This window comes from Oceanispirochaeta sp. M1 (genome assembly GCF_003346715.1).
Taxonomy (GTDB): Bacteria; Spirochaetota; Spirochaetia; order DSM-2461; family DSM-2461; genus Oceanispirochaeta.
This window is the reverse complement of record NZ_QQPQ01000075.1, coordinates 1-11,456: the sequence shown is the minus strand read 5'-3', so window position 1 is coordinate 11,456 and position 11,456 is coordinate 1. Positions and strand designations below refer to the sequence as shown.

The 11,456-nt window shown below is 44.8% G+C and carries 12 protein-coding genes; 4 read left to right on the top strand and 8 right to left on the bottom strand.

What is annotated here, in order from left to right; all coding sequences use genetic code 11:
* Positions 1-145: 145 nt before the first annotated feature.
* Both DV872_RS24990 and DV872_RS24985 read left to right on the top strand, forming a co-directional pair.
* Positions 146-748: a hypothetical protein gene (locus DV872_RS24990; protein WP_114632701.1), complete on the top strand. Its 603-nt coding sequence runs from the start codon at positions 146-148 to the stop codon at positions 746-748.
* Positions 749-820: 72 nt separating this feature from the next.
* Positions 821-1,561: an acyl-[acyl-carrier-protein] thioesterase gene (locus tag DV872_RS24985; RefSeq protein ID WP_114632700.1), complete on the top strand. Its 741-nt coding sequence runs from the start codon at positions 821-823 to the stop codon at positions 1,559-1,561.
* 13 nt (positions 1,562-1,574) lie between these two features.
* On the opposite strand, the gene DV872_RS24980 is transcribed toward DV872_RS24985, so the two are convergent.
* The 8 genes from DV872_RS24980 to hpt form a co-directional block, all read right to left on the bottom strand.
* Complete coding sequence (locus tag DV872_RS24980) at positions 1,575-2,213, bottom strand: outer membrane beta-barrel protein (RefSeq protein WP_114632699.1); 639 nt, start codon at positions 2,211-2,213, stop codon at positions 1,575-1,577.
* Entirely contained in the window at positions 2,210-2,872 is a 663-nt protein-coding gene (locus DV872_RS24975) for a hypothetical protein (protein ID WP_114632698.1), read from the bottom strand. Before DV872_RS24975 ends, DV872_RS24980 begins: the two co-directional genes overlap by 4 nt.
* A gap of 86 nt (positions 2,873-2,958) precedes the next feature.
* Positions 2,959-5,178, bottom strand: coding sequence for an LA_2272 family surface repeat-containing protein (locus DV872_RS24970; RefSeq protein WP_158547177.1), 2,220 nt, complete (start codon positions 5,176-5,178; stop codon positions 2,959-2,961).
* A complete protein-coding gene (locus tag DV872_RS24965; RefSeq protein ID WP_114632696.1) occupies positions 5,171-6,001 on the bottom strand; it encodes a hypothetical protein in 831 nt (276 codons plus the stop codon). The genes DV872_RS24970 and DV872_RS24965 overlap by 8 nt, the downstream gene beginning before the upstream one ends.
* On the bottom strand, positions 5,998-6,465 hold the full coding sequence (locus DV872_RS24960) for an RNA polymerase sigma factor (protein ID WP_255566882.1): 468 nt from the start codon (positions 6,463-6,465) through the stop codon (positions 5,998-6,000). The genes DV872_RS24965 and DV872_RS24960 overlap by 4 nt, the downstream gene beginning before the upstream one ends.
* Positions 6,466-6,506: 41 nt before the next feature.
* Positions 6,507-7,112, bottom strand: coding sequence for a hypothetical protein (locus DV872_RS24955; RefSeq protein ID WP_147283269.1), 606 nt, complete (start codon positions 7,110-7,112; stop codon positions 6,507-6,509).
* Between the two features lie 82 nt (positions 7,113-7,194).
* Positions 7,195-9,021 (bottom strand): amino acid permease, encoded by a 1,827-nt coding sequence (locus DV872_RS24950; protein WP_114632693.1) that lies wholly within the window; start codon positions 9,019-9,021, stop codon positions 7,195-7,197.
* Positions 9,022-9,198: 177 nt separating this feature from the next.
* Positions 9,199-9,729: a hypoxanthine phosphoribosyltransferase gene (hpt, locus tag DV872_RS24945; protein WP_114632692.1), complete on the bottom strand. Its 531-nt coding sequence runs from the start codon at positions 9,727-9,729 to the stop codon at positions 9,199-9,201.
* A gap of 539 nt (positions 9,730-10,268) precedes the next feature.
* On the opposite strand from hpt, the gene DV872_RS24940 reads away from it, so the two are divergent.
* Entirely contained in the window at positions 10,269-10,814 is a 546-nt protein-coding gene (locus tag DV872_RS24940) for a hypothetical protein (protein WP_114632691.1), read from the top strand.
* Positions 10,815-10,833: 19 nt separating this feature from the next.
* A complete protein-coding gene (locus tag DV872_RS24935) occupies positions 10,834-11,331 on the top strand; it encodes a RimK/LysX family protein (protein WP_147283268.1) in 498 nt (165 codons plus the stop codon).
* Positions 11,332-11,456: the final 125 nt, after the last annotated feature.

Here is an 11,456-nt window from a genome sequence, read left to right as displayed (position 1 = left end):
CTGTCCAAACGTTGTAGTATGATGACTCATAGCCGATTTCCTTTTGTTGTATTGTTTTAGTCGACTTAAGAATAAACGGAGATCGGCTTTTATAAAACCCCTTTCAAATTATCTTGGACAGCTGTGATGGATTATAGTTTTTTTCATGAAGATATTTAAACGATTTTTAGCTGTTCTTGCAGTCATCCTTGCTGTCGCAGGCTGTAAGACATACGATCAGTCATTTGACTGGGTGGAAGGATCTGATATAGAGGGTGTTTTTCTGTCAGTTACAGGTGTGAGCCGTGGTATCGTAGAGTTTTCAATGACCAATAACGGAACTCAGGATCAGATTGCAGTTATCCTGCCTCGGAGTTCTATTATCGGATATAGAAAGGATCTGAATCGAAATACCGATAGAGCATATAAGCCGGGGACGTTCACAGGTGAGCCGCATTTCGTGCGGCCCATCGGGGGAAGCCAATTGAATGAAAACGGCCTTCCTGATATCTACGGTAGCTTCAGCCTCAGTTATAATGACATTATTATAGCTCCGGGAGAGACAGTTTACACTCAGCTGTACCTGAATAACTGGGATAGGGCTACTGAGAATTTTATTGCCCGGGTTCATTTTCTTGTTAGGGAAGGGGATGTGAGGAACCGTATTGTTCTGGAGATTCCGGCAGAGAGTTTTTTTAACAGCAATACTTCTCAAAAGGGCTCAGGCAGTCTGCTTAAAACAGGGAATACTACCAGGAAGTCAAATTGAAATAATGCGTTCTTGTTTCTTCTAAAGGACTGTGATATTACTGAATCAATATCCACATAATCGGAGCTTTTCATGTACTATTCTCAATCCTTTAAAATCAGAAGCAGTGAATGTGACACCTCTTTAAAACTCAGCCCTGCGGCGGTTCTTGATTATTTTCAGGAAGTTGCGGGACGTCAGTGCATTCCCTATGGGATGGGAGTTCCGGAAATTATCAATAAATACGGGATGACCTGGGTTCTTTCGGGGATGTCTGTTAAGTTTGATTCCTATCCTTCCTGGCCTGAAGAGCTTCAGATAGAGACCTGGCCCCGGACCCTAAAGGGATTCAAGGCCTTCAGAGATTTTCTTATGAAGGACAATTCCGGAAATATTCTCGCAAGGGGCAGCAGTGTCTGGGCTCTACTGGATATAAAAACAAGACGGCCGGTCAAGATGGATTTTGTGGGTGGTATCATGCCTTATGATGCTGAGCGTCATGCCATTGAAGATCCTGTGTTGGGTCGTATTCCTGCAGCAGAGAGTTTTAATCAGGAGGAAATAGTTTTTCCGGTCAGTCCTTCCGACCTTGATTATAACCAGCATGTGAATAATATTCGCTATCTTATCTGGCTGATGACCTACCTGGACCCTGCTTACAGTAAGGATTCAGAACTTATTGATCTGAATATTGCCTTTACGGGGGAGTCCCGCCTGGGTGATGATATCTGTATCAAATCATTTATGGATGGAGAAAAAGGTTTGCACTCTTTTGTCAAAGTTCAGGATGGAAAAGAAGTCTGCAGGATGAGTACACGCTGGCGGAAATCCTGATCCGGCATTCTTATTAAAAAAAGAGTCCAAAGTTTAGTGCCATCCGATGGAATCTTGTATCGGCGGTGCTGCCGTCACTGCGCTTGTAATCAGGAGAACTGTAAAATGTTATATATTTTGCCTCCAGTTCCCACAGCATTTTTTTTAATTCTCTCTGGTAACCTATCCCGATCTGCAGTCCTGCATGGGCCTTGTTTTCAGGGACATCTGAGATGAATTGATCTTCTCCACTATTCTCATTTCTATAGGAAGATTTTCCAGTCAGGAGTATAAGCGCCGTACCGCCTTTGGCGTAGAGACCTCTGCTGTCTCTATTGAAAAAAAGCCGGATAGCCAGTGGGAATTCCAGGCTCTCCTGTTTGTATGTCCATACTTCATCCCCATTGGCCACGGTGCACTTATTCCAGTAATAACCGGCTCCTGTTTCCAGCTGGAAAACCGGACTGAGATCATAAAGAATCATTAAAGCAGCACCCATATTTGGAGGAGCAGATCTCTGAATACCCAGAGCCGGATCAGTCCAGTCCCAGTTTCCCTTACCAGTTCCAATGGAAGTTCCGAAAGTCCCTTCAATTCCGATATGAAAGGGGGACGCGAAGAGGGCAGGACCCATTATTAAAGTCAGTATGAAAAGGGAACAACTTTTTCTCATAATTCCCGCCTTCCAATATTCAGGAGCCAGGTCACACAGAGCTCAAGTCTGTTGATACGGACACTGCCACTGCTTTCCTCTTCCCATTCATAGGCAGGGGAGGTTACAGGGTGAATGAAATTAGCGGAGAGAAGGATGTCTGATTTTTCTTTTTCCATCACCTTGTAATCGAGTCCGACCTGAAGGGCCATCATTATGGATTTATCAGGTGTTGCAGTCCTGTTGTTTCTCAATGCTTCAAAAGGGAGGATTATCAGATTGGGTCCTGCTCCCAGATACCATTCACTCTTCTCAAAAGGGAGCCTTGATTTAAATATCAAAGGAAACTCAATGGACATCTGAGTGAAGGTATAGCTTGTGACATCCAGAGTCTGACCTGCTCTGATATAGACATAATTTATTCCGCCTTCAAGGTAAAATCGGTCATTGAGCTGTAAGCGGGAAACCAGTCCTCCCCCTCCGCCGATACCCCATTCCAGGGTCCCCGTGGAATGAGTATCTGTCCAGTCCCAGAGTCCCTTGCCCGAAGGATATCCTCCACTCAAAAAACCGCGAATACCAAGCTGTGTGTTCAGAGCCTGCAGAGGGTTGCTGAGAAAAATGAGGCAGAGAAGAATAGAGTAGAAGGGGCTTGTTTTTCTGATGGAAAGATTCTCCAATAATATTGTATTGGCACATTATAGCATCAGCTGTCAAAAAAAATACCCGGCTTTTTTAAACCGGGCAATTCTATTGAGTTAGAGACTCAGATTCTGATTCCGAATACGTATTTATAGTATCCCTTTGAATCTCCACTGGAGCCTATATCAAAGGACTTTCCACTGTAGAGGGATGAATCGTTATGTCCCGGGTAACTGAAGTCCATTGTGACACCCCAGTAAATTCCAATCCTTTTAATTGCTACAATCGCTCTTGTAGAAGGAACTGCTGTAAAATCACCAGTATCATACCTTTGTGTGTCTTTATAGCTCTGTTTAAGACCTGCATCTATATCAAACTCAAGGAATCCCAGTGGAATCCGGCTTCCTATGTGCATACCCCAGGCCATATTATCGGGCTTCTTAAAGAATCCATCCACCGAATTACCCCAGTAGAACAGTGTAAACAGGAAATTGGTTCCCGATTGAAAGCTTAAGTAGAGTCGGTAGGCATCACTGTATTCATACCAGGTACCCACATCTACTACGCCGTTCCGTGAAATATTGATCAGACCGATGGGCATACCATGGATCTCTCTGGAGATGTTGATCAGACCGATCTGCAGTCCATACATTGATCCTGCCACATTGACCAGCGAGGCCTGTACTCCCTTCATATAGGAGGCGTAGTTGAAGATCCCTGCACCCTGTATCCCATGGATCTCTTCGGCCATGTTGAAAATCCCTGCTCCCTGAATCCCTGCTGAGGGCATGCCGGCCATATTGAAGATCCCTGCACCCTGTATACCCTGCATGGCACCATCGGTCATATTGAAGATACCGGCACCCTGGATACCCTGCATCGTTTCATCGGCCATATTGAAGATGGCAGCAGCCTGCACTCCCTGAGATGTGCCTTCCACCATATTGAATATTGCGGATGCCTGAACTCCTCTCAGGTTTCTATGGGTCATATTGAAACCGTAGTAGCCAAACTGCAGACCGTCCATATTTCCTTCTGTAATATTGAAGATACCTGAGGCCTGGACACCAAGAGTGTCACCCTCCACTATATTGAAGATGGTTGACACCTGAAGCCCCTCCACTTCGGGAGCGATAGCACCGATCAGTCCGCCCTGGATGTGGACTTTATCATCGGGTTCCAGAAGTGGAATATTTATTCCCGGTACAGGGGAGAATACAAATTTACCTATTCTGTCATCATTCTCTTCGGGCTGCTCGTCACCCCGGTAACGTGTTGATTCGGTGCTGCCTGAGCTGAAATCCCTCATGGTCAGATAGAGCTGTGTATTTCTGTTGAGACTGACTACTGCAGTCATTATCTCTTCCTGCTGAATATCGTACTCAGTTCTTTTCTCAGACATTCTTATGGTATAGCTTCCTGCGGGGAGAGCCAGTTTCAGGGTGTCACCCAGGGGTTTGCTGAACTCGGCAACCAGTCTGTTGTCATCATTTCTTACGGAAAAACGGCCTTCCAGTTCTCCTGAAAGCTGTAGTGCGGAAGTAGGGACTGTCAGGTCTGTGAGAACGAGATCTCCCGTACCTGTGAGTTGGATTTCATAGGCCGGATGCTGGGGGCCGCCAATTGTAGATTCTGTCTGTGACAGAGTTTCATCAAAGGTATGCTGGTATATCTCATTTAAGGTTACCCGGCCGTCACCAGTGCTGTCGGCTGCGCCTCTGAGTCCTGAAATAAGATAGTGGGTAAAGAACGAGGCACCGATCCTGTCTGATTCCTGGGACAATTCGTCTTCGGAACTCGATGTGAGAAAAGCATGCCCCTCCATGGAGGAGGAGTCATCAATCAGGAATGGTGAGCGTCTTTGTCCGCCTTTCATACGTGTTATGGCTCCTGAGGAGCAGGAGTCTAAAACCGCAATGACTACATCAGCACCGGCCTTGTCCAGCTGGTCTCTGATCTCTTTATAGAGTATCTGATCCTCTTGTATGAGAATCCCGTTTTCATCTGAATGTCCGGAGTAATAGAACATCACTTCGGTTCGTCTGGCGAAGGTACCCACTCTGCTGATCTTGCTGCTGACATTTTCAAGTTCAGTTCTTATTTCATCGGCTGAGGGGTTGAGCAGAAGAATGCTGTCGTCTTCAGAGATTCCCCCCACATCCATCATAGTCTCAGACATCTTCCGGGCATCATCACCGGCATACATGAGCCTCTGTCTGCCTTTACCACCATCATTGGCACCGATAAAGATTCCGAAGCGCTTTACTTCCATGGGAGCTGCAAAGGCATTTATGCTTATGAAAAGCAGGACTGCCGCAGACAGTCCTCTGTTAATCTTATTCATTTTCACCATCTTTCCTTATAGGTACAGCATATTGTTCGAATTTTCCGGAAAATCCTTTTTCATTTTTCCTGTACAGCAGAGGGATATCAAGGATTGCTTCCCTCTCTCTTGCTGCAGAGGCTGTCAGATCCATCACTTCCTCTGTTGAGAACGGCCGGTCCGAGGTTATGAGATAAAAGGTCTCAAAAAGAGGAGCATCGTCCAGTTCGTAGGCAAAGGGCAGATACTGTTCGCCTCCTGTGGTCAGCCTGGGAGACTGATCCCCATCTTCGGGGAAATGCTTTGTTACCACACCTCGTCCATCTACGGATATGATCATTCCGAAGGTCGGCCCGCTCACCCTGTAGGTCAGCTGCAGCAGATCAAAGTTACTGGCCATGCTGTCGCTATTCAGGACCTCAGAGTCATTCCCGCTCTGTCTGTAGACCTTAAGTTGAGGAACTTCAACCCCTTTTACTCTTGTCAGTTCCAATGGAGACTCATCTCTGTTTCTCATTGTCATAGGAAGGAGAACCGCAAGGATCAGAGCTGCTGCCGCAGCAGCGGGGATGAGGTATCGGGTATTGAATTTGCGGCTGAAGGGAATTATTCGTTCAGATTTTTCTGAATCAATTACAGTTGTATTGGTTTTATCAGCCTGGGCCGCCTTTTTTGCGATCATGGCTGCCATATCAGCGGGTTTATATTTTTCAAGGATCTCTTTGTCTGAGGTTTCAAGTTCGGCTGCAGCTTTATCCCAGTCGGCTTTATCAGCTTCAGGAGCCCAGTCCCCGGGGAGTTCGCCCAGTTTATACAGTTCTAGTTTTAAATTATTTTTTTTCATAGTTGTCTTCCTTCCATTGAAAATCCTGCTTCCCGCAGTTTTCTCAATCTCCGTCTTACTCCTGAAACAGACATGGAAGTCATCTCGGAAGTCTCTTCCAGTGTCAGTCCGTCTCTGTAATGAAGAACCGCAATGGTACGGGTGGAGGCCTTCTGGCTGCTGAAAAGCTGGTCCAGAAACATATTATTCACGACCTGCTCTTCAAGAATTTCTGCACTTACTATTCTGTCCAGAATTTCATCACCCGTAGTCATTTTTTTCTCCCTCCTGATTAAATTCAGGCAGTGGTTTGTCGCGATGGTGTAGAGCAGGCTGGAAGGGTATTTTTCTTTCAGACTGTCCTGCTTGTTTATCACTTTGACAAATACATCCTGCATGGCATCAAGTGCCGAATCTTCATCCTTTAAAAGACTCCTGCAGCGTCTTAATACCATGGGACCATATTTTGTGTATAATTCTTCGATATTAATCGCCAGGAAAACACCCTCCGGAATTCTGCATTATCTCAATCGTAATGATAGTGATTCTTGTCTCTATTGTCTCTGTGTGACCAGTTACTGCTGTAGGATACACCTACTGATAATGACATCTGGAATCGTCCCAGCTCGGGAGTCGGATATTCAGTTCCGGGGATTTCCCATTCATCCATTCTATAGGACCAGCGGCTTCCAATATAAAATCCTTGAGAGAACACCAGGTTTAGTCCGGCCGAGACAAAGGGATACAGGCTCATCTGCAGCTCGTCTCCGTCTGAAATACGGACTGTACCGGCATGTCCGATTCCCGCTTCAGCAAAGGGGTCCAGGAACGTGCGTTCACCAAATAAATGATAGCGCATAAACAGCTGTCCCTGCCAGTCCAACATGGAGCGATCCATACTATCGTCCCAGAAACTTACCAGGGCGTCCATACCGTAACCAAGGTGTGAGTGAATATATTCGGACTGAAATCCGAAAAAATGTTTATCATTTTCACTCAGGTCTGAAATGCTGTCTTTACCGTTGTCCCATTCCCAGGTCATTAAACCGGCAGATCGGACAGCGTCATGAGCCGAAAGTACGGCTACACTGAAGGAGAGCAATATTAAAAGGGATATTGTTTTTCTGTTCACTCCGTTCACCTCTTCATTTTGATCGTTTAATTCTTAAACAGAAGAGCTGAAGGGAATTGTTACTTTTTTTAATTCTTTTTCATTATTTAGATTTTTGACTCATTTGTGTGAGCCAAAGCTTTAGATTTTCATTGTTTGTTTTCTCATTCCAATTCTTTTCAAAGTCCTCTCTGCTGATAATCCGGGCCAGGGCTGCCAGAGTATAGAGGTGATGACTCCTTTGACTTTCTGTACCAATGAGAGCAAAAACAGATTGAACTGAATGTTTTTCATCATTGAAGTAGATCCCTTTCCTGTTTCTGTAGACCAGCATCTGCAGAGGGCCGTCTTCCCTGAGCACCATGTGGGGAATGGCGGTAAAAGGTGTCAGAGCTGTGGAAAAGCTCTTTTCTCTATCAGTCAGACCTTTCAGAACCTCATCCCTGTTAAAACCGATTGCCTGAGCATCGGAGGATATTCTTTCAAAGAGTCTTTCAAAACTCATAGCTTCATCCAGTTCATAACTGTGCATTGAAGTGAACACCTTCTGAACGTTGTCATTCAGGTCACGGTGATGAACTATGTCCATCAGCTCTTCTTCCAGTCCCTCTTCCTGCCATCTTTTGTCCACAATATTTTTCAGAAGGTGTATCAGAGCAAAATCATGGGAGGCCCTTTTTCTACCATAAAAAATATAAATGAGAAGACTGAAGCCCATAAATATACCTGCACCCGCCATGGCACTCCATCCCATATCTGCCAGAAGGAATAGGTAGATCAGTATGGAGATGATCTGCAGAAAGGGATAAAGGGGTGCCTTGTAGAGGGGTTTGTAATTAGAAAGCCCGCTCTGCCGGAGTACCATAACGGCGATATTGCTCATGATATAGGTCATCATGATTACAGCAGAGGCGGATTTCACCAGTATGTCGATATTCAGCTGCAGAGCAAGAGAGATGACGACTCCCGTAAGTATGATAGCCGGAATCGGAGCTCCTGACTTCTGGGAAACCTTGCCGACCCAGGAAGGCAGCAGATTATCTCTGGAGAGAGCCAGGGGGTAGCGTGATGCTGAGAGGAGACCAGCTATTGAAGTCGTAATGAATGCCAGAGCTGCAGCCACACTTATTATAATAAAACCGGGCCGTCCCAGTAAAATGGCTGCTGCGTCTGCAACAGGAGTCATGGATGTGGAAAATCTGTCAGCCGGAAGGAGTCCTGTGGTCACCACAATGATTCCGCCGTATAGAAGAGTAACAACTATTATTGAAAGGAGTGTTCCTCTCTGTATATTTTTCTGAGGATTCTTTACCTCTTCCGCAATTGTTGCGACTTGCAGGAGTCCCCCGAAAGAGACAAATACAAAGGCTGCGGTAGAAAGAGATCCATTTATTCCGTTAGAAAATAAAGGTGTAAAATGATCTGTTCTGATATGGGGAAATCCAGCGATTATAAAAGAGACCATTATCAGAAGCAGGCCGGTTACGAGTATGACTTCCAACATAACGGTCTCTTTGACACCTTTAATATTGATAAGTACAAAAACGACTGTCAGCACAAGAGCAATCCATGATGAAGGAAAGCCGGTGAGGGCATAGATTATTGCAGACAGGCCGAAGATAGCAAAAGCAGTTTTAAGTGAAAGTGCCAGCCAGCTGAGGGTTCCTGTAACGGTTCCAACCAAGGGACCGAAGGTTCTTCCTATAAAAAAATAGTCTCCCCCCGCACGGGGCATGGCTGTTGCCAGTTCAATGATGCTGAGGGCACCCATCATGGCAACTAATCCGGCCAGTACGTAAGAGAGGAAGAGTGATGGACCGGTCATATTGTAGGCAATACCGGGCAGAATAAAAATTCCCGAGCTTATCATGGCCCCCGAGGCTATACTGAATACATGGATGAGTTTTAAATTCTGCTTTAATGCAGGCATAAATACCTCTCTCTTCTACCAAGACCGATTTATGGTCCTGGTGGTTTGTTTGTGAAGCCCAAGGGGCACCTCAGATGGCCCCATCATAAACGAGGATCCCCAGTTCAGCCAGTCTTTTCTTTTAAAATACAGGGAATCTTCAAGGAAGAAACACATTGCCCTGGAGTCCTGTAAAGCTCAGTCCTGAGGAATAACCTTACCTACATAGGGCAGATTTCTATGTTTCTGTGCATAGTCAATTCCATAGCCGATTACAAAAACATCGGGGATGGTAAACCCTACGTAATCAACATACACCTCTACTTCCCGTCGGTCTGGTTTATCCAGAAGGGTACAGATTTTAAGGGAAGCCGGCTCTCTCAGTTCCAGGAATTCCTTTACACGTTCCAGGGTATAACCCGTATCGATAATATCTTCAACAATAATGACATGACGCCCTCGAATATCTTCTTCCAGGTCTTTTTTTATCTGAACATCTCTGGACGAGTTCATTGAATTTCCATAGCTGGAGACAACCATGAAGTCAATCCGAGCATCCAGATCAATCTGCCTGGCAAGGTCTGCCAGAAATACTGTTGATCCTCTCAGCAGCCCCACCAGGATAACTTCTTCTTCACTGCTGTAGTCTTTTTCGATGGCTTTACCCAGTTCTTTGACCTTGTTCGCCAGTGTTTTCTCATCAATCAGGACATCAATTTTATAATTCATTTGCTTCTCAAATCTCCTTTTTTATAATCTGTAACGCGGTTACAGACTCATTGATTAGTTTCATATATTACAATTACGCCTGCATATATAAATATTACTTTCTTTTATGAGGATATCTACATGTTCAAGATTAAATATAAAATCCTTTCCCTAGTTGTTACAAGTCTTTTTATTCTAGGGGCTGTTATGGGCGCTCTTGCTGTATCCCAGATCACCAAACCTGGACATGACAGTGTGGAAATACTTGAAAAACCCTTCGCCACGATGTTGTCCCGGCCATCAAGAAATCAGCAGAGATTGCCTCAATGGCCAACGATCTTATACAGAAAGCCGATGTCCTTGCCAGTCTGGTAAGTTTTTTCAGGATTGAAAAGGGACAGGCCCCATTGGCGGCTCCCTCAGATGTTAAGGAAGATATTTAAGTAGCTAAATAATCTATTTAGGGGTTAGAACAGTAAAAATCAACCTTTTGGTTGATTTACAACTAACCGGTTAGTCCGGGAATAATCAAATAATATTTGAATTTCCCCGGAGGATTCATGGCTCAGAATCTTAGTTTCCATATGAAAGAAGAGCTTCTATGGAAGGAGCTGTGCGACAGGTTTTTTGAGACTCTTCCTTCTCACACAGGATATGAAAAATCCATACGAAAAAGTGTCGTAGCCCGTCTGATAGGGCTTCTTCCTTTCCTTGCTAATACTGAGTGCCCCATGAGAGACAGTCTCTGTAATCTTACGATTTTTATTTTCAGTTATTATGGTGAGAGCCGGGATCTCTTCAGACATAGTCCTTTGGATGATGATGAGATTTTTGACCGCTTTCTGGGGATCATGAGTTTTACAGGTGGAAAAGGCAGTATCATTGACAGGGGTATGAGCCTTATCGTCCTGCTGGTTCTTAACTGTTACAAGAAGAATGCTTCTGAAGACCTGACCGCAAATCGCTATAATCCTCTTAATTCAGGATGCTGGGATTATTCAGGTCTTGTAGAGGAATTCTCTCTCAGGGTAAGGAAAACTCCCTGCCGGAAGATGGATCGTATTCTGAAACTTGAGTCTGTTCCTGATATTGTTATGGACTGCTGAATATTTTAGAATAGAACAGATGAAACTCTTAAGTAACCGATCCATTCTCCCCATTATATTTTTCATTATAGTTTTGAGTTCTATTTCGGCTCAAAACAGCCTCGGGGATAAATTAATTCTTGGTAGTGAAGAGATGGCCCTGTTTACTTCCCTGGGTGAATCTTTTACAGCCAGGATCGACACAGGTGCAGAAACTTCATCCATCCATGCCCGGGGAGTGGTCCATTTTGTACAGAACGGAGAAAACTGGGTCCGCTTCAATATTAACCATGATGGTACTGACAGGTTTTTTGAATGTCCTCTGGAATCAATGGTTGCAGTCCGTCAGGCTAACAGTCAGACCCCCGTCTACAGACCTGTTGTAAAACTTAATATACAGATTGGGGAGCTCAGAAAGGATGCTCTTTTTACACTGGCCGACAGAAGCCGTATGGCTTTCCCTGTCCTTATCGGACGCAATTTTTTAAAGGGAGATGCACTGGTGGATGTCTCCACAGCGTATCTTCATGGTAAATAAAAAGGGGCTGTTGCAAAAGTAAAATTGCAGCAGCTCTTTTTTTGGTCCACAATCCTTTCCTGAATATTCTTATGTTAAATCTATAAACAGCACCTTAGTTTGCCCCTGTGTCACCAAGTTTTATC